23 protein-coding genes are annotated in these 17,900 nt (G+C 39.2%); 14 read left to right on the top strand and 9 right to left on the bottom strand.

Going from position 1 to position 17,900, the window contains the following annotated elements; translation table 11 throughout:
- Nucleotides 1-61 precede the first annotated feature (61 nt).
- The 3 genes from QXS89_02200 (at nt 62) to QXS89_02190 (ending at nt 2,881) form a co-directional block, all read left to right on the top strand.
- On the top strand, nt 62-664 hold the full coding sequence (locus tag QXS89_02200; protein MEM3830992.1) for a sulfite oxidase-like oxidoreductase: 603 nt from the start codon (nt 62-64) through the stop codon (nt 662-664).
- A gap of 172 nt (nt 665-836) precedes the next feature.
- Entirely contained in the window at nt 837-1,805 is a 969-nt protein-coding gene (locus tag QXS89_02195; protein ID MEM3830991.1) for an ABC transporter ATP-binding protein, read from the top strand.
- Nucleotides 1,805-2,881 carry an ABC transporter ATP-binding protein gene (locus tag QXS89_02190; GenBank protein ID MEM3830990.1) on the top strand — a complete coding sequence of 359 codons (1,077 nt, stop codon included), beginning with the start codon at nt 1,805-1,807 and terminating at the stop codon, nt 2,879-2,881. The genes QXS89_02195 and QXS89_02190 overlap by 1 nt, the downstream gene beginning before the upstream one ends.
- Before the next feature lie 50 nt (nt 2,882-2,931).
- On the opposite strand, the gene mtnA is transcribed toward QXS89_02190, so the two are convergent.
- Together mtnA and QXS89_02180 are read right to left on the bottom strand one after the other, a co-directional pair.
- Entirely contained in the window at nt 2,932-4,050 is a 1,119-nt protein-coding gene (gene mtnA / locus QXS89_02185; protein ID MEM3830989.1) for an S-methyl-5-thioribose-1-phosphate isomerase, read from the bottom strand.
- Between the two features lie 170 nt (nt 4,051-4,220).
- Complete coding sequence (locus QXS89_02180) at nt 4,221-5,489, bottom strand: MBL fold metallo-hydrolase (protein MEM3830988.1); 1,269 nt, start codon at nt 5,487-5,489, stop codon at nt 4,221-4,223.
- A 71-nt stretch (nt 5,490-5,560) separates the two neighbouring features.
- On the opposite strand from QXS89_02180, the gene QXS89_02175 reads away from it, so the two are divergent.
- Nucleotides 5,561-5,920, top strand: a complete 360-nt coding sequence (locus QXS89_02175; protein MEM3830987.1) for a nascent polypeptide-associated complex protein — start codon at nt 5,561-5,563, stop codon at nt 5,918-5,920.
- 68 nt (nt 5,921-5,988) lie between these two features.
- Here the strand turns inward: QXS89_02175 and QXS89_02170 are convergent, their stop codons facing one another.
- Genes QXS89_02170 through QXS89_02160 form a run of 3 tightly spaced genes read right to left on the bottom strand, consistent with a single transcriptional unit; the run spans nt 5,989 to nt 7,032 of the window.
- Nucleotides 5,989-6,126 carry a hypothetical protein gene (locus tag QXS89_02170; protein MEM3830986.1) on the bottom strand — a complete coding sequence of 46 codons (138 nt, stop codon included), beginning with the start codon at nt 6,124-6,126 and terminating at the stop codon, nt 5,989-5,991.
- Between the two features lie 14 nt (nt 6,127-6,140).
- Nucleotides 6,141-6,740, bottom strand: coding sequence for a hypothetical protein (locus QXS89_02165; GenBank protein ID MEM3830985.1), 600 nt, complete (start codon nt 6,738-6,740; stop codon nt 6,141-6,143).
- Between the two features lie 25 nt (nt 6,741-6,765).
- Nucleotides 6,766-7,032, bottom strand: a complete 267-nt coding sequence (locus QXS89_02160) for a 50S ribosomal protein L37ae (protein ID MEM3830984.1) — start codon at nt 7,030-7,032, stop codon at nt 6,766-6,768.
- A gap of 237 nt (nt 7,033-7,269) precedes the next feature.
- On the opposite strand from QXS89_02160, the gene QXS89_02155 reads away from it, so the two are divergent.
- A complete protein-coding gene (locus QXS89_02155; protein ID MEM3830983.1) occupies nt 7,270-7,608 on the top strand; it encodes a twin-arginine translocase TatA/TatE family subunit in 339 nt (112 codons plus the stop codon).
- On the opposite strand, the gene QXS89_02150 is transcribed toward QXS89_02155, so the two are convergent.
- The gene (locus tag QXS89_02150) at nt 7,609-8,043 is read right to left on the bottom strand and encodes a hypothetical protein (GenBank protein MEM3830982.1); all 435 of its coding nucleotides are present in this window, start codon (nt 8,041-8,043) and stop codon (nt 7,609-7,611) included.
- A gap of 345 nt (nt 8,044-8,388) precedes the next feature.
- Here QXS89_02150 and QXS89_02145 point away from each other — a divergent pair, with 345 nt between their 5' ends.
- A complete protein-coding gene (locus tag QXS89_02145) occupies nt 8,389-8,553 on the top strand; it encodes a 50S ribosomal protein L40e (GenBank protein ID MEM3830981.1) in 165 nt (54 codons plus the stop codon).
- A 197-nt stretch (nt 8,554-8,750) separates the two neighbouring features.
- On the opposite strand, the gene QXS89_02140 is transcribed toward QXS89_02145, so the two are convergent.
- Nucleotides 8,751-9,446 (bottom strand): FKBP-type peptidyl-prolyl cis-trans isomerase, encoded by a 696-nt coding sequence (locus QXS89_02140; protein MEM3830980.1) that lies wholly within the window; start codon nt 9,444-9,446, stop codon nt 8,751-8,753.
- 110 nt (nt 9,447-9,556) lie between these two features.
- Between QXS89_02140 and QXS89_02135 the strand changes: the two genes are divergently transcribed.
- Entirely contained in the window at nt 9,557-10,264 is a 708-nt protein-coding gene (locus QXS89_02135; protein MEM3830979.1) for a DUF357 domain-containing protein, read from the top strand.
- A gap of 317 nt (nt 10,265-10,581) precedes the next feature.
- Nucleotides 10,582-11,544, top strand: a complete 963-nt coding sequence (locus tag QXS89_02130) for a transcription initiation factor IIB (protein MEM3830978.1) — start codon at nt 10,582-10,584, stop codon at nt 11,542-11,544.
- A 28-nt stretch (nt 11,545-11,572) separates the two neighbouring features.
- Here QXS89_02130 and QXS89_02125 read toward each other — a convergent pair whose 3' ends face one another.
- Nucleotides 11,573-11,797 (bottom strand): hypothetical protein, encoded by a 225-nt coding sequence (locus tag QXS89_02125; protein MEM3830977.1) that lies wholly within the window; start codon nt 11,795-11,797, stop codon nt 11,573-11,575.
- Between QXS89_02125 and QXS89_02120 the strand changes: the two genes are divergently transcribed.
- The 4 genes from QXS89_02120 (at nt 11,787) to QXS89_02105 (ending at nt 14,767) form a co-directional block, all read left to right on the top strand.
- A complete protein-coding gene (locus QXS89_02120; GenBank protein MEM3830976.1) occupies nt 11,787-11,978 on the top strand; it encodes a hypothetical protein in 192 nt (63 codons plus the stop codon). The genes QXS89_02125 and QXS89_02120 overlap by 11 nt on opposite strands.
- Nucleotides 11,979-12,109: 131 nt before the next feature.
- The gene (locus QXS89_02115; protein ID MEM3830975.1) at nt 12,110-12,859 is read left to right on the top strand and encodes a hypothetical protein; all 750 of its coding nucleotides are present in this window, start codon (nt 12,110-12,112) and stop codon (nt 12,857-12,859) included.
- Between the two features lie 75 nt (nt 12,860-12,934).
- Nucleotides 12,935-13,762, top strand: a complete 828-nt coding sequence (locus QXS89_02110) for an NAD+ synthase (protein MEM3830974.1) — start codon at nt 12,935-12,937, stop codon at nt 13,760-13,762.
- Nucleotides 13,763-13,825: 63 nt separating this feature from the next.
- A complete protein-coding gene (locus QXS89_02105; GenBank protein ID MEM3830973.1) occupies nt 13,826-14,767 on the top strand; it encodes a branched-chain amino acid transaminase in 942 nt (313 codons plus the stop codon).
- A gap of 51 nt (nt 14,768-14,818) precedes the next feature.
- Here the strand turns inward: QXS89_02105 and dph2 are convergent, their stop codons facing one another.
- A complete protein-coding gene (gene dph2 / locus QXS89_02100) occupies nt 14,819-15,835 on the bottom strand; it encodes a diphthamide biosynthesis enzyme Dph2 (protein ID MEM3830972.1) in 1,017 nt (338 codons plus the stop codon).
- A gap of 115 nt (nt 15,836-15,950) precedes the next feature.
- Between dph2 and QXS89_02095 the strand changes: the two genes are divergently transcribed.
- Both QXS89_02095 and QXS89_02090 read left to right on the top strand, forming a co-directional pair.
- Nucleotides 15,951-16,439, top strand: a complete 489-nt coding sequence (locus QXS89_02095) for a hypothetical protein (protein ID MEM3830971.1) — start codon at nt 15,951-15,953, stop codon at nt 16,437-16,439.
- Between the two features lie 4 nt (nt 16,440-16,443).
- Entirely contained in the window at nt 16,444-17,886 is a 1,443-nt protein-coding gene (locus tag QXS89_02090; protein ID MEM3830970.1) for a type II/IV secretion system ATPase subunit, read from the top strand.
- The last annotated feature ends 14 nt before the right edge of the window (nt 17,887-17,900 follow it).

Genomic DNA, 17,900 nt, shown 5'->3' with positions numbered 1-17,900 from the left:
TTTAGAAAATCTCTATGGAGATTTTTATAAATTCTCTTAATACTTCTATCTGGTGTCCTTTGTGGAGAATGAGAAGAGGCTTCCTCCTGGTCAGAAGAAGATCCCTAGATTCATAATTTATGCCGAGCTTGGAATTCCTAAAGTGGATCTAGAGAGCTATAGGCTAGTTATAGATGGTCTGGTTCGAAATAAAGTATCTCTCTCATATAAAGAACTGAAAGAGATGATCGATACCGAATACGTTGAAGACTTCCACTGTGTCACAGGATGGAGCGTTGAGAATGTAAGGTGGAGAGGTGTGAGCATGAAGAAGATCCTAGAACTTGTCCAGCCTCTTGAGAATGCCAAATATCTCTACCTAATATCTCTCGATGGATACACAACCATAGTCGACATTGATAGTGCTAGAGATGAGAAAGCAATTCTAGCTCTAGAAATCAACGGTAAACCTCTTTCGATAGAACAAGGTTTTCCTCTGAGAATATTCATTCCAAAACTCTATGGATGGAAGAGTGCTAAATGGCTTCAAAAGATTCTGTTTGTAGATAGGTATGTAGATGGCTACTGGGAGGCTAGAGGATATCATGAGAGAGGGTATGTGTGGGATGAAGAGAGATTTAAGAGTGGCAATTCAAGACATCTTCCTAGAAGAATTTATAGATGAAGACATGAGCGAATCTCTCTTCATTAAGATAGAGAGATCTTCTCATGGCAAGAAAGTATGAGTAGTATTTAAATTCTGAGATTAGTAGAACTCTGCTAGATTTATAGTTTAAAAGTTTATTATTCAACTTAGGTAGTGTTATTTGGCAACAGCTGATAAGGTGTTGATGTAAATGCCTCTGTTAGAAGTAAAAGGACTTAAGATCTATTACTTTACTTTAAGAGGTGTTGTTAGAGCTGTTGACGGTGTTTCTTTCACTCTCGAGAGAGGAGAATCGATCGCCATTGTAGGAGAGTCCGGTTCTGGCAAATCCACCTTAGGTTATGGTCTTATAAAGCTGGTTCCAGCTCCTGGGAGAATTGTGGAGGGAGAGATAATACTTGACGGTACTGATATCGTGAAGCTTCCTGAGGAGAAGGTGAGAAGAGAGATCAGATGGAAGCGTATAAGCATGGTCTTCCAAGGTGCTCTGAATGCTTTAAATCCTGTAAAGAGGATCGGAGATCAGATTGCAGACGCGATCCTAGCCCATGAAGAGAATACTACTAAGAAGGAGGCTATAGAGAGGGCTAAGGAGCTTCTCAAATCTGTTGGCATAGATCCTTCTAGGGTTAATAACTACCCTCATGAGTTTAGCGGAGGTATGAAGCAGAGAGCAGTAATAGCCATGGCATTAGCTTTAAACCCTGATATTGTAATAGCAGACGAGCCCACCACAGCTCTTGACGTTGTCGTCCAAGCTCAGATACTGAATCTTCTGAAGAGGCTTAAGCAAGAGAGGAAGATGAGCATAATTCTTATAACACATGATCTATCCCTAGTTGCCGAGCTAGCTGATAGAGTAGCTATAATGTATGGCGGTAAGATTGCTGAGATAGGAATCTCAGATGACATCTATACCGAGCCTATGCACCCATACACTAAAGGACTTCTAGCAAGTATACCTAGACTGGGTGGGAAGAGAGAGCTTGTTTGGATCCCTGGAAATCCTCCGGATCTGAGAACACCACCTCCCGGATGTAGATTTCATCCCAGATGCCCTTACGTGATGGATATATGCCGTGTCAAAGAGCCTCCTAGCATACCTGTAGGGAAAGAGAGGCTTGTGTCATGCTGGCTCTATGAGAGAGGTGGTAGCTGATGTCACGAGATCTTTTGAGAGAAGTTGTTTTATATGGAGAGGGTTTAAAAGTATATTTCTCACTAGCAAGATCTCTTACAGAGATTATCACGTTCAGAAGTGGTAGAAGTGTTAAAGCAGTTGATGGGGTTACTCTATACCTGCCAAGGAACAAGGTAACATGTCTCGTAGGAGAGTCTGGATGTGGGAAGACAACATTGGGAAGAGCAATTATAGGGCTTGTAAAACCTGTTAATGGCAGGATCTATTACAAACCTTCTTCCGATGAGATTATTAAAGTTTTAGAAGAGGAGAAGATACCATCGAAAGAGGGGTTCTATGATATAACCGATGTATCTGGAAAAGCCTATAAGATGCTTAGAAGAGAGCTCCAGATAATATTCCAAGATCCCTACGGATCTTTGAATCCGAGAATGACTATTAAAGAAATACTTGAAGAACCTCTGATAATACATGGGATAGGAGACACACCAGATGAAAGACTTGAGATGATTGTAAGAGCTTTAAGAGATGTCAAGCTAACACCTCCTGAGGAGTTTCTAAATCTATACCCATTTCAATTATCAGGCGGCCAGAGACAGAGAGTTAACATTGCCAGAGCTATGATCCTGGGAGCTAAGGTTGTGGTTGCCGATGAACCTGTTTCAATGCTTGATGTATCTATAAGAAGTGAGATTCTCAAGCTAATGCTAGATCTAAAGGATTCCAAAGGACTTACATATCTATTCATAACACATGATCTCGCGGTTGCAAGCGTTATATGCGACTATATAAACATAATGTATCTAGGAAGAATCGTCGAACAAGGTCCTGCGGAGAGGGTTATAAAGAATCCAGCACATCCATATACCCAAGCGCTATTAATAGCAGTACCACAACCAGATCCTAAAGGTAGATGGATTATAAAAGATGTGCCTATAAAAGGCGAGGTTCCCAGCGCGATAAATATTCCTCCTGGATGTAGATTTCATCCTAGATGTCTCTATGCTATGGAAAAATGCTCTAGAGAAGATCCTTCATTCTTTGAGGTGGAGCCAGGGCACTACTCGGCATGTTGGCTGCATGAGAAGAAGTAATAAGGATCATAATTTTTCTTTTAGAGACCGGTTTTTCATAAATGATACTTCTAAGATCTCCCTAAAAGATCTAATGAGACTTCGAAGGGAGGTTTTGCTATTCCTTTGTTTGTTATGATCGCTGTGACAAGTTCTGGTGGTGTTATATCGAATGCTGGATTAAGAACTTCTACATCTCTTACTGTTATACTGATCTTTCCTAGAACGCTTCTGACCTCTTCGGGATTCCTCTCCTCAATCACTATTCTACTAATGTCATTCTTTAGATCCAGTGTACTTAGAGGTATTGCTACGTAGAAGGGTATCTTATGATAAGAGGATAAAACTGCTATTGAGAACGTTCCGATCTTGTTGATCACATGACCGCTTCTCAGAACTCTGTCAGCTCCCACTACAACCTTGTTAACAAGACCTTTACTCATGACATATCCAACCATGTTGTCAGTTATAAGAGTGACAGGTATCCCGTCTCTGCGTAGCTCCCATACAGTGAGTCTAGCACCTTGGAGAACAGGCCTGGTCTCCGTAGCTATAACCTTGATTCTCTTACCCTGAGCCCATGCATATCTTATAACTCCTAGTGCGGTGCCAAAACCGGAGGTAGCTAGAGAACCTGTGTTGCAGTGTGTGAGTATGGTATCTCCATCCTCTATAAGCTCTGACCCATACCTTCCTATCATTATGTTAGCTTCTAGATCCTCTCTCTGTATTTTTAAAGCTTCCTCAACAACACTCCTTTTGATCTCATCTATAGAGAGATTCTTCTCAACACCATCTCTAACCACTCTATTAATCCTCTCTAGAGCCCAGAACAGATTAAATGCTGTAGGTCTTGTTCTAGAAAGTCTATCTGAAGCTCTTCTGATCTCCTCTGCAAACTCCGAAGTAGAAGAAGCTCTGCTTCTTAAGGCTACCACTCCTAATGCGAGAGCTGCAGCAACTCCTATTGCTGGTGCTCCTCGGATCTCCATATTCTCAATAGCTCTAGATATCCTCTCGATATCACTAGATCTGATCCAGGTCTCCTCCCACGGTATTCTACTTACATCGAGCCACACAAGTTCTCTACCCTCTAGATCTATGTATACGGGTTTGAGTGTTTTCTCAAGAAGCATTTTCTCATCAACTTTGATTTGTTGATCTTTTTCAGCATCGGATTTTCTCTTCATAATTCCCACCCTATATAACGCGAGATATTAAAATATAAGCTTTGAATCTACTTGTAGAAATTCTGCCTAGAACAAGTGTTGAAACTCTCCTACAAATCAGATCTTTCTAGAATGAATACTGAATTTTAAAACCGGGGATTAAAATCTTAAAATTCTGAGAGATCCCAGCTCTATTTTATCTCAATAACACTCCCAACCGCCGGTATCTCTACATCTATGCCGAGTTCTCCTTCAATTCTACTCTTGAGAAACTCCGCAGAAGAAGGATCTGTATGTACTATCACTACTTTTTCAAGACTCTTAAGATTCTTCACAATACTCATAAGACCTGAAAAACCAGCATGAGATGAGAAATCAAACCATTGAACTCGTGCAACAACTCTAGGACCGTTCTCCATGAATACTCCTCGTTCGAGAAGCATTCTTCCTGGCGTATTTTTACCCTGGAAGCTTACTAAGAACACGGCCGAGTTCTTCTTATCACTAAGCCTCTTAAGATAGTAGAGAGCAGGCCCTCCCTTGAGCATTCCAGCGCTGGCTATGATCACGCCATTTTCTCTCCAAACTTTTCTTCTCATATCCCATCCACTTACTTCCGTGAATATTTCTACGGCTTTCTCAAGTAGCTCTGGTTTATTAATATAATTCTTATACTGTAGGAATAACTCGGTAATTTCTCTGATCATTCCATCGTAGAATACTTCTGCATGTGGCATCTTCTCTGCTAATAACATTAAGATCTCCTGAGATCTTCCTAAGCTGAATGCTGGTATAAGCACTGTACCTCCTATGTCTAGAACTTCTCTTATAGAATCTATTAGATCTTTTTCTACAGAAGATCTTTCTGGATGTTCAGCATTAGCATAAGTCCCCTCCATTATCAGAACTTCAGCATCTACCCCTGAGAGATCTGCTGGAGACACTAGTCTAGTAGCTATGGTGTTAACATCCCCTGTGTAGAGTATCCTCTTACTACCTCTATCAAGTAGAACCATTAGAGATCCTGGTATGTGCCCGGCATCTTTTATAATAACCTTCCAAGATCCTATATCAATCTCGCTATTGAAACTCAGAGTTCTCGTATGTAGGAGGAATTCCTCTATCTCCTTGTGTTCGAATGGTAGATAGTATGATGAGAGTCTATAGAAATCTTCTAACATGACCCTGTTTATCTCTCTCGAGAGAGGTGTTGTGTAAGCCATAGGTTTTGAAGAGATATACATTAGAGGCGCTGATCCTACGTGATCTAGGTGGGAATGGGTAATGACTATTCCATCTATAGTTGATGGAGGTATTGTAAGAGGTAGTATTGGTACGTCTCTCTCATCGAATGAAACTCCATAGTCTAAGAGAACACTCCTCCCCCCGCTCTCAATAGATATAGCACTTCTACCTATCTCTCTTCCTCCACCGAGTATCCTTACCAATATATCCTTCAATCACGTCTCACTCTTACGCTTGCTATCTGTTATTAATATAATTTCTGAGTTTATAATATGATTGTGAGATTATGATCCCGTTCACAAGAGATCTGGAGAAGCAGCTTAGAAAACTAGGTGTTAAGGTATCTAATATGGAGAATGTGAAAAGCATTATCATAGAAACCGAAGATAAAGAGATAATAGTAGAGCCCGCCCAGATCCTTGTTATGGAATTTAGAGGTCAGAAGATCTATCAGATAATAGCTGAGAAAGAAAGCATAATAGATCTTAAACAGGAGAAGAGTGAGATAAATGAAGATGACATAAGATTCATCATGGAGCAAACAGGACTTGATAGAGAGAAAGCTAGAGAACTTCTGATAAAAGCTGGAGGAGATATTGCAAAAGCTCTTATGATGTATCAGGATGAGATGAGTCAGAAGAGGTAGGATGGTATTTTTAAGCATAAGGCCTTTATAGAGATTAGATGTGATGGGAGAGAATTAGCTCGAGCACTCTACAGATCTCTATATCCAGAAACCTTAGACCCTCCCAACCCTAGTAGAGTTAAGGTATCTATAGAGGAGCTTGAGGATAGAATCGTTATAGAGATCCACTCGAGAGATATATCATCTCTCAGAGCAGCTCTAAACACCTATGTATACCTACTCAGCGCTGTATATAGAGTTCTTGAGAAGAACCTTGGTCATAGAGAATAATTTTAGCAACGCTAATAATCGGACCGCAGATCTCTCCACGATTATTTTTGAAAGATACTTGAATAGAATCATGTGATTCTTTTAAATATATCCAGTTGTATACATCTATAGATCTTTCTTCCTCCTTTATAGGTAGGATCTCTTTCAGCAGCATGATTAGCTTGTCGCATGTCTCACTAGTACAGCTACTTCTATCTAGAATAAATACATCTTTTATCCCACAACTTCTTCCAGAGATCTCTCTGCTAAGTCTCACACTTCTTAATATGATCCTTCCTCTAAGCCTTATAGTGTATCTTTCTAAACTTTCTTCTTGTAAGGATCCTGTCTCCAATGATTCTATAGCATATATATCTATACTCCCAGGATTTCCTCTGAAGGTATTCACTATGAGAATTCTCTTACATCCTCTTACTAAAGCCTCTGCCATAACTCCTTTTAGAGATAATTTTCCTCTGTTAATTCTTTGGGAGTTAACTATCCTGCTAAGATCTCTTGCAAGAGATCTGCTTCTCCTACTCGCTCTCCTACTTGTGGTTATAAGAAGCATTTCACAAAAACTCGATCTAAAGATCTTATTGAGGTTTCTCGGCCTTAACTACTGTTATTGTCGAGCCAACCTCTGTAGTGGGGGTGTAAGCTCCTCCAGCCCATGTAGCACCGCACTTAGGACATCTCCATATGCCTACAGCGATTCTCTCAAGTACAGAGATCTTACCACAGTATGGGCATCTATATTCTGAATATCTTCTCTCCATAACAGCTTTCCATCTCTTTCTAAGAGAAGATCCATATCTAGCTCCGAATCTCCCGGCAATCCCTACAACTTTCTTCCGAGGCAGTTTTAAACACCTCTCACATACTCACATCATATGTTGAAGTCGTATCTTATATAGGTTCACAGCAGGATCTATTTCTCCGAAATTGTTATAAAAATAGAATCTATTCTCTTCAGGTTTCATTATATCACCTTATATCTATTGATTCTCTCTTATAGAAAGTTCTGAAACTTAGCTTAGAAAAGTTAGAATAATCCACTATTTATTATCTTTCTATCGAATTCTATTATTGGGAGTCCCATGGTAAGTCTTTCAGATCCTCTTCTATGGCTAGGAATCCTAGTTCTGATACTTCTTCTAGGACCTTCTAAACTGCCTCAACTAGCCAGAGCTACCGCCGAAGCTCTTAGAGAGTGGAGAAGAGCTTTCGAGGAAGGAGGAAGACCTCAACAGAGTTCTGCTCCTGCCCCGCCTCAGCAACCTACAATCCCACAGCCTGAGACTCAGCTAGATTATTCTCATCCTATAGTTGCTGCAGCCATAAAGGAGGGGATAGATGTAAGAGGCAAGACACTGGATCAGATAGCCGAAGAACTAGCTAGAAAGCTTAGGGAGAGAAGTAGCAGACAATCTATATAGCTAGCCTTTTCCAGAAGATCTTTGCTCTGTATAAAGTTCTACGAGTGTAGAGGTTATCTTCTCAAGAGCGCTAAGTCTCAAACCTATCTCGCTCTCTCTTCTTCTGATATTTTCCAGCGCTTCTCTTATATCTCCTAGGTCTTGTTCGTATCTCTTCATAACTAGTGCGTATGCATCAATCATGTTATTGATTCTGTTACTACTCGCCTGAAGATTGCTGATGGCGTTCCATATCTCTCCTATAATCATTCTCAGAGCTATTGTTGCTAGTATTGAGGGAGGAATTGATGCAAGTAGCATAGAGAGTAATCTGGCTTGCTCAGCTGGATAAGATCCTAAGACCTCGTACAGTACCATGTTAAGAAATTGATAGAAGTAGATTCCTACAACAATTGCTATGTAGATCAATATAAAAATCCTTGCGAGACTTCTCATAGAAACACACCCTCTAATATGATGCTAAAACACCATATAAGAACCTGTAGAATCTTGATAAGCAGCTAAAAAGCAAAAAGATAGATCTCTGAATCTTTAGCGAAAACCTTTAAAAACAATCACCTACTCCAGAGGGTATCACATAATTCTTCTTAACCCTCTCGAGTGCTTTAAAATTTTTAGTTTGATTATATTAGATCTTATTAAAAATTCTCTGATGATTGAGAGAATAGTAGGATGCAAGCCTGAGCACTTCTTCCAGGCTTGTGAAAATGCTTAAAATATGTTAGAGAGGATATAGCTTTATTAATCACTAATCATAAGAGATTAAAGGTCGTGAGAAACATGCCTGTATCACCAGAGCTAGCTTCAATAGTTATAGAGAGAAGTCTTAAGAAGAAGATCTGTAGAAGATGTGGAGCTATAAATCCGCCTACAGCTATTAAGTGTAGAAGGTGTAAGAGTTATAACTTGAGACCTAAAAACATAACACCAAAAAGAAAGATCTGAATTCTTATAACTAGGTTTAGCTCATTCTAGTTTCAATGTGAAAACCAGAGTACTTCTACATCTCATGAAACGAGAGAAAAGATCTAGATGATGCCTGTAGCAGAAAAATGATAAAGCTAATATAAACAATCATTAAACCCAAAAGCTTTTGTAGTAGGTAGTGAAAGATCTTTATATTCATCTAAAAGGACTTCTACTCATGATTTCTTGAAGAAGTGGTCTATAAATACAACATGTTTTATCTGTGGTAAATGTTTGAATATGTCTCCTGCGATAACCGACTTCGCTATCTGAAGATCTTCTGCAAACAATATTTCTTCTGGTGTGTCGATCTCTGCTTTTGCTTCTTCTTCACTTACTCTTATAACTATTCTATCTTCAGGGATTTTCGTGAATCTTCTCATTATGAGTTGTTTTATCTTTTCTGAGATATCCTCTATCTTTTTAACTATCTTATATTTTACGAGAAGAGTCTTACCCGCTAGCGGATGGTTGAAATCTATCACAACTCTTCCTCCGGATATGCTCCTCACAATTCCTAGAGAGCCTCCCACCTCTACTACTTTTCCAACCTCAGGAATTATGTTGTTTCTAGCAAGTTCTCTTAGACTATAAATCTTCACCTTATCAGGATCTCTCTCTCCATATGCTTTGAGAGGTTCTATGACTATCTCGTTATCAACTCCTATTTCAGAGTTTATCAGAGCTTCTTCGAAGCCTTTAACCACTCTACCCTCGCCAATTATAATGAGCTTAGGTCTATAGATCTCGCCCTCTCTATATATGCCTCTCTCCTTAGCCTCTTCCTCTCTAGTTGTCTCTATAAGCTCATTCGTGTCTCTTACGAATACCGAGTAGTCTACTAGTAGAAAATCCCCTTCTTTGAATGTCATTTCAGGCACTCCAAAACTAAGTTATTTATCCAGCTTTAAAGAATTCTCCTATTACAATATAACTTCTTACGCTAGATAATATCTCAGGAGTGTCTAAGAGGTTTACGATCATGGGTGAGGAGATCAGCAGGAATCCTAGAGAGAGACTCAGAAGATATCTGATCAAGATGAGAAAAGTACTTGAAGAAGCTGAAAGAAACTTCTCAGGAGATCTAAATGCGAGGAAAGTACTTGAAGAAGCTAGAAGATATTATGAGGATGCAAGATACTACCTTGATAAAGAAGACTACGAAACAGGATTAGTAGCTGTTTCATATGCCGAGGGGCTTTTAGACGCTCTTAGAATGCTCGGCTACACCTCATTTGAATGGTCTAGACCTGCTGATGAGAAGATAGTATTTGTGGGAGGAACCTTCGACATAGTCCATCCAGGTCATATCGCGCTTCTCAAGAAGGCTTCGGAGTATGGGAAGGTATATGTATCTATAGCTAGAGATGCTAACGTAGTACGCTTCAAAGGTAGAGAGCCTGTTAATCCAGAGAGTTGGAGGCTTGAAGTTGTCTCAGCTGTTAGATATGTATACAAAGCATTTCTAGGAGACGAAGGAGATGTCTTGAGAAGTGTTGAAAGAGTTAGACCTGATATAATATTGCTAGGTCCGGATCAAGTCTTTAACGAAGAGGATCTAGTTAGAGAACTAAGAAACAGAAATCTAGGCAATATAACTATAATGAGAATGCCTACAAGAATAGACAATTACTCGACCACAGGAGTGATTAGGAGGATACTAGATAGATATTGTCTAGATCGTTTTTAGATCTGATCTTCCATCCTATCATTTATCCAATTCTACAGATCGCTATAAATGCTAAGACTTCAAATATAGTATTTTCTCAGGTTTCAGAGATCTAATATCTAGTGATATGAGAGAGAACCTCTTTTCAATTTTCTTCACTACCATAAGAAGAGATTCTATAGGCGAATGATACAATAATTTAAACCTCCTAAGAGATAGTTATTATGAACAGTATGTGTAATAGTCGAAGAATAGGAAGATCGAGAGGATGAGTAGTTATCTTTATAAGCTTTGAAAAACATCATATTTTAATGGCTAATATAATAAGGTGAATAATAATGAGTTATAGTCAGGCTACTTCTTCCGAGGATGTTAAGCGTGAAGAGAGATCTCCATGTCCCTCTGGCAGGATCATATATGATGAAGCTAGAGGAGAGAAGATCTGTGTAGACACAGGAGAGGTTATCGAAGAAAGACTTATAGATGTAGGTCCTGATTGGAGAGCTTATACTAGTGAGGAGAGGGAGAGAAGAGCTAGAGCCGGATCTCCTGTTTCTCCAATACTTCAGGGCAGCGATGTTACAAGTGTTATTGATGTAGGTGGTAAAGACGCAACTGGTAAAAAGCTGGATCTGAAGAAGAAGATAGAGTATGCGAGAATGAGAAAACTACAGCTGAGAGCTAAGGTTCAGAATACTATTGATAGAAATGTCACCCAGGCTTATGAAGAACTTCACAAGCTAGCCTCAGCTCTAGGACTCTCTAAGGAGGTTATAGATCAGGCTGCTATAATATATAAGAAAGCTATTGAATCAGGTCTTGTAAGAGGTAGAGCTATTGAGAGTATTGTAGCTGCAGCTTTATATGCTGCATGCAGGATCATGAGAACACCTAGATCTCTTGATGAAATAGTTAAATACACGAGAAGTGATAGAAAAGAGATAGCAAGATGCTATAGACTTCTATGGAAGGAGCTTAATTGGGAGGAGCTCAATGTGGAGATTCCAAAGCCTGATCCAACATTATACATACCTAGAATAGTGGCTCAGCTAGGATTAAGCGGTTCCGTAGAAGCTATTGCCAAAGATATTATAAACAAGATAAGAAATACAGGAATAGGAGCTGGAAAAGATCCTGCAGGAATAGCGGCTGCAGCTGTGTATATTGCAACGCTACTAAGTAATGAGAAGAGATCTCAGAAGGAGATAGCTGTGGCAGCTGGTGTGACAGAGGTTACGGTCAGAAACAGATATAAAGAGCTTGTAGAATATCTGAAATTGAATCTCCCCATACCAGGTTAATCTGATTCTCATATTTTCTTCACAATGCCTACTTACTCTCAGAAGTCTTTAAGAGGTCGAATCCTGATAGGTGATTGTATAAGGGCATTATAGCTAGAAAGCTTAGAAATACGATCCAGACCGATACTATATAGCATTCTCCTCCGGTATAGAACTCTATGGGAGGTGGAAGAGCGCAGCTAGATCTTGTTGCTAGAGAGGCTTCTCCATAAAATGAGGATATATAGAGTATTATGATAAACATGCCTAGCACGGGTATGAATGCTGACGTGAGAGTTCTAGCGAAAAGCTTTCTCCTGATCAGGCTTGCTCTGACTGAGATTATCTCTTTCTTTTTTCTCGAGCTTCTTATAGAGGATCTGCTCGCATACTTGCTTAGTCTCTCTATATCCTCAACCAGAGTCTCGGGTCTGAGTACAAGTCTTACTGCGTAGGCGAGTAGTATGAAGAGGTTTACTGATAGGATTACCAGATATAGCGCGAATAGGTTTATAATCTACACCCCCAGACTCTTTCACTCTATAGTTATATGTAGAGGAGCTATATTTAGAATTAAGGAAGTACTATGAGAGAGTATTCGGAGTATAAAACTGAGAGAGCTCTTAAGATCTCTAAACTAATGAAAATTCTAGACACATCACTTGATCTTATAGAAGAGTATTCGTGCAAATCTATAGAGATCTCTGCAGAGAGATTCGGGAGAGATATCATTATAAGAGCTAGAGATTGTGAAGATAATATTCCTGAGGAGGTATTAAGAGGGGTAGCAAAGGATCTAGGTTTAGACAGAATAGATCTTAACTCTATCTCTGATGATAATCTGATAAGAATTTCTCTCGAGAATTTAGACACATACCTTGATAGGATCTACAAGCTCTTAGTAGAAGAAATAAAAGATCTTATAACCATATATGTGAGGAAAACAAGAGAATTAGATAGAGAATACATGGGTATTCTTCTGAGAGAAGGTACATGGATCTTTTTAGAAGGCGAGGAAAGAAGTATTACCATACCAAGAGTATCTGAAGAGGTTATAGCAGTAGTGCATACACACCCTAGTTCTAGCTGTCTTGCCTCTAGAGAGGATCTTGAGACAACGCTAGATCTATTTACAAGTGGAGGTATTCTATCCGCTATAGCAAGCTATAACTGTATTTTTATTATGAGACTCAGAGATGTACTTAGTGAGGAATGCTATAGAGAGTTCATGAGATATGTGAATGACTACGAGTATTTTCTAAAGATAGTATCAGAGATCGCTAATAGAAATTATATGGAAGAGAGATGTGTAAAGATCCAGATTCTAAGGATCTAGCTCAAGACCTTTAGAGTTAAAATGTGTATCACCATATTTAATCTGCTATCTATTTCTAGTAACGAGGAAGAAAACATGAGTTACAAAAGAATCGAGATCCCCGATCTAGAGTGGACTAAGGAGATCGAGTATATAGCAAGATTCGTAAACGATATGCTGGCAAGAAGCAACTCTAGAGGTGTTACAATAGGGTTGAGCGGTGGTGTAGATAGTTCTGTTGTTGCAACGGTTCTAGCTCATAGCATAGAACCCTCAAGAATCCTAGGAGTTATAATGCCCACATCATTCACACCAAAAGAAGACGTTGAAGACGCTCTATGGCTTGCAGATCATCTTGGAATCGAGAGAGTTATAATACCGATCGATGATATTACAGAGAGTTTTATAAGAAAGGTGTCAGAATCCGGAGAAACTATTGATAAAATGAGTATAGCTAATCTTAGAGCTAGGGTTAGAACATGCATACTTTATTTGTATGCGAATACAAGAAAATATCTTGTTGCCGGTACCGGTGATAAGAGTGAATATATTCTAGGATACTTCACAAAGTACGGGGATGGCGCCGCAGATTTTCTAGTAATAACACATCTATATAAGACACAAGTTAGAAAACTGGGGAAGTGGCTAGGTCTTCCTGAGAGAATATATGCAAAGCCCTCATCACCTCAACTATATCCAGGACATAAAGCCATAGATGAGCTTCCTGCAGACTACAGCATCCTAGATCAGATAATGTATGCGTTATTCGATCTCAAGATGAAGAAGAGCGAGGTTATCGAGGTCCTAGGTTTCTCGAGGGAACTAGTTGATGAGGTCATTAGAAGGTATAAGAATAGTTATCACAAGAGATCTCTTCCTCCAATGCCTAGAAGTCTTAATCTAGGTGAAGTTCTAGAAGACTAGAATCCTAGAGCATTTTAAAACATTTATTATCTTCTGAGACACTCTTTACTAGGGAGCTGGTTTTTGAGTTCTACGTCCTCTCCTATAGGGGATTTTGGTGAGTATGTGTGGTTTGATGGCGAGCTAATACCATTCCACGAAGCTAAGATCCATGTTATGACATATTCACTCCACTATGGAGTAGGAGTTTTCGAAGGAATAAGAGCTTATAAGACTCATGATGGTAGAACTGCTATATTCAGATTGAAAGAACATATCGATAGATTATTCGAATCAGCTAAGATATATAAGCTAGAGATTCCATACGCTCCTGAGGAAGTTGAGAAAGCCATTATAGATACTGTAAGAGCGTCTAAATTTGATGAATGCTATATAAGACCTCTCGTGTTCCTAAACATAACAAAGCTAGGAGTCAAGCCTCCCTCTAGAAAAGCCTCACTCGCAATAGGAGTTCTCAGAATGGGAAGATACCTTGGAGAAGCCTACACCAAGGGAGCTCGCGTGGTTACATCTGCTTGGAGAAGGATCCCTCCAAATTCTCTTCCTATGAATGCAAAAGCCACCGGACATTATATCAATAGTTACCTGGCGAGTGTAGATGCAGAGGTAAGAGGTTTTGACGAAGCACTTCTGCTAGATATAAGAGGTTTCGTCAGTGAAGGACCTGGTCAGAACATATTTATTATAAAAGGCGGAAAAGCCATAACACCTCCTCTATACGCCTCAGTGCTTCCAGGAATAACTAGAGAGACTATAAAGATACTTCTAGACAGAGAACTAGGAATCGACGTATTCGAAGATGATATATCTCTCGGAATGCTATACTCAGCAGATGAAGCATTCTTCACAGGAACTGCAGCAGAGGTGACACCTATAGTTGAAGTAGATAATATAAAGATCGGGCCGGGCGTGCCAGGTCCTGTGACAAGAGCTCTTCAACAGTTATATGATGATGTTGTAAGAGGTAAGGTTGTCAGGTATAGAAAGTGGCTTACATACATATAGGGAGCAAGATAGCGACCTAATATTTCTTTTAGACATATTCTCATATTAATACTACCATGGGAAAGAATATCCTTTGCTACCTCCGTTGAGAGCTATCCTAGCTTCTCCTGGTGTCAGAACAGGTTTTGGAAAATCCCATAGATCGTCTATAGGAATCCGAGGACATGCGAGTATTACGTAGGCCTCAGCCCATCTACTATCAATATTATAAAGAAGATCTCTATTGATGATCTCCGATATATACACAATATATTCTCTATTTCTCTCTCTTAATAGGTTTTCGAGATATTTTCTATACCAAGACCTATTCTGTCCTCTCACCCCATCTATAAGGATCCAATTTCTAGCCTCAGAAGCTTGATGGATCTTATAGATCCTTATCTTATATATCTTGTTAATCTCATAGCTCAGATCCACTATCTTTCTCTCGTAAGGATCTATCTTTATAACAGGCTTACCGTATACCGCAAGTCCTAGACCTAAGGCATGGAACACCCCACCAGATATTATAAGATATAGATCTACTCTATCTCTAACTGATATAGGGGAAGAATACTCGCAACCCATAACGATAGGACCTTTATTAGGAGATATAACCTCATATCTCTGAGACATGTAGCGAGAAACTTTTGGTAAGAGCTTCTCATGCTGAATCGTGGTGAAGATAGCGATTTTTCTGGCATTATGTCTTTCGATCTCTTCAGAAGCTTTCTTCAGAAGATCTTCATCTATATCAATTCTACTGTATGCTGGTATGAATAACACTTTAGATCTAGATCTATAGTAAGGATATGGCATATGACCTATGTGTACTAAAAGATCATATCCTCCTCTCTCAGATTCCACATCGTTTAAGAGGCAAGATCCCCACGCGCTATCTCCTGAGAAATTGATCTCTACATCAACTCTTCTAGCTAACTCCTCATATATATACCTAGAATAGATCTTGAGTCCATCAGGTAGTTGTATCAGAATCTTCCTAGCTTTAACTCTCTTAATCTCTTCTACGATTCTTTCGATCTCAAAATCATAGGGAGGCTCATTATAATCATCTACGTTGTAACTCATTATCTCTACACTCTGTAAAAGTATAAAGTTGAAGCATATAAACGCGAGAAATCACCAATACTTTCACCTATCCCTCTCCAGATTTATAAGCTGGTTAGATATGATGGAGATAAACATGAGAAAAAGATCTGATATAAGGATTAGAAAAGGTATAAGCGAGCTGGTTGTGATACTGCTCATACTGGCGATAGCGATTCCTGCAGTAATACTCCTACAATCTTGGCTAAACTCTCAGATATCAACGCTACCTGTTATTGAGAAGATCAGAGCATCTTACGATACAAGCTACGTGGGATACACTCTGGTGACTTTAAGGATCTCAAATGATGGATCAAGTCCTGCCAACATTACAAAGATAACGCTAGTCTATAGGAATAACTATAATTCAGAACCACAAGTAGATGTAATAAGCGGCATCAATGGTTCTAGCTTCATAATACTAGGTCAGAACACCCTGCCCATTAGAATAGATCCTGGTCAGAGCATTACCATAATATTGAGAAGTAGTAGTAGCACTAGCTATGTAATTGACAAAGTTATAATATCGATAATCTCTAGCACCAGATCAGGTTCTGAGACAAGTGTTGAAGCACTAGGAGCATAATAATATGAGTAGGTGGAAGAAGATGAACCTGTTTAATAAAATAAACTTTTTTTCTAGATTTTTTAGCAGTCCTAGATTAAAAGAGCTTCAGGATAATTCTATCTATAGAGAGAGTGATTCCAGCAAGCAGTATATTTTACCAGGCGGAGATATTCCCGAAGAGAATTATGAAGAGCTTTTAGAATATGATCTCGGTATATACAGGATCTCTCTTGCTAAAATAAATGATGAATACATGTATCTGGTAAGGATCCAGGATAGGTATAGAGATCTTGAGTCAAGATTCCGCCATAGAATCAGATCTCTGAAAGAGGAATTCATTCTAAGACTCTCCGACACACATGTGATGAAAGAGCGGGAACTCAGGGAAATCATAGAAAAATATAATGGCTTTAATGACGAAAGTGAATTCATATTCTATATATTAAAAGAGGAGTTAGGCTATAAGAAGCTTCAAGTGTTCTTAGAAGATCCTTATGTTGAAGATATAAGCATATCGGGTGTCGGACCTATATGGGTTAGACATTCATTTATAACATCAATAGATCCCAGGGTGGATCTTGTTAGGTCTAATGTTAGAATCGAAAATATCAGTGAACTTATAGAAATTCAACAGCTTATAGCAAGCAAGGTTGGTAAGGCGATATCACATGTAAATCCCATACTAGACATACAACTACCAACAGAAGATGGAGGTCATAGAGTTCATCTCGTAGGACCTAGTGTGGCGGGTGAAAGAATTGAAGTGACCATTAGAAAGAATATCTTGCGAAAAATAACGATCGATGATCTCATTAGAAGAGAGATGATAAATGAAGCTGTCGCAGAGTACTTCAGAGAATTAATACTAAGAAGAGGATCCCTAGTTATAGCAGGGGCTCCGGGAAGTGGTAAGACAACTCTCCTTAGAGCTATACTTAATTCTTATGTGCCTAGAAATTGGAAGGTTATAATAATAGAAGATACGCCAGAGATCGAGATCCCTCAAGATAGTAGTTGGGTTAAATACACTACTTATGAGACAGGTATAGCCAGAGTGGATCAGTATATCCTCACCAAGGCTGCTCTAAGGTCTTCCGTAAACAAGATTATCGTCATAGGTGAGACCAGAGGCGCTGAAGCTAAGATCCTTGCTCAAGCTCTTAACATGGGTTTAGGAGCTTTAACAACGTTTCACGGAGGATCTTCTCGAGAAGTTATTACGAGACTTATGTCTCCACCTATATCTCTCAAGCCTTATCAGGTGTCGTCTATCAGATCTATAGCGGTGCTGGGTATTGAGAATAATAAGAGGATCCTTAAGTTCATAGATGAGATAATACCTGGGATTAATAGTATAAGAATTAGAAGGATCTATAATTATCTTGAGGATCTTAACAAGCGTAGTATTATCTATAGAAGCTACCACCTGGGAGAAGCCTTGAAGAAAAGTGCCGAAAGTTATTAGAAGTGGTATTTAGC

The sequence above is a fragment of the Sulfolobales archaeon genome (assembly GCA_038881635.1).
Taxonomy (GTDB): domain Archaea; phylum Thermoproteota; class Thermoprotei_A; order Sulfolobales; family AG1; genus WYEN01.
Note: the sequence above shows the minus strand (reverse complement) of the source record. Positions and strands in the feature narration are given on the sequence as shown.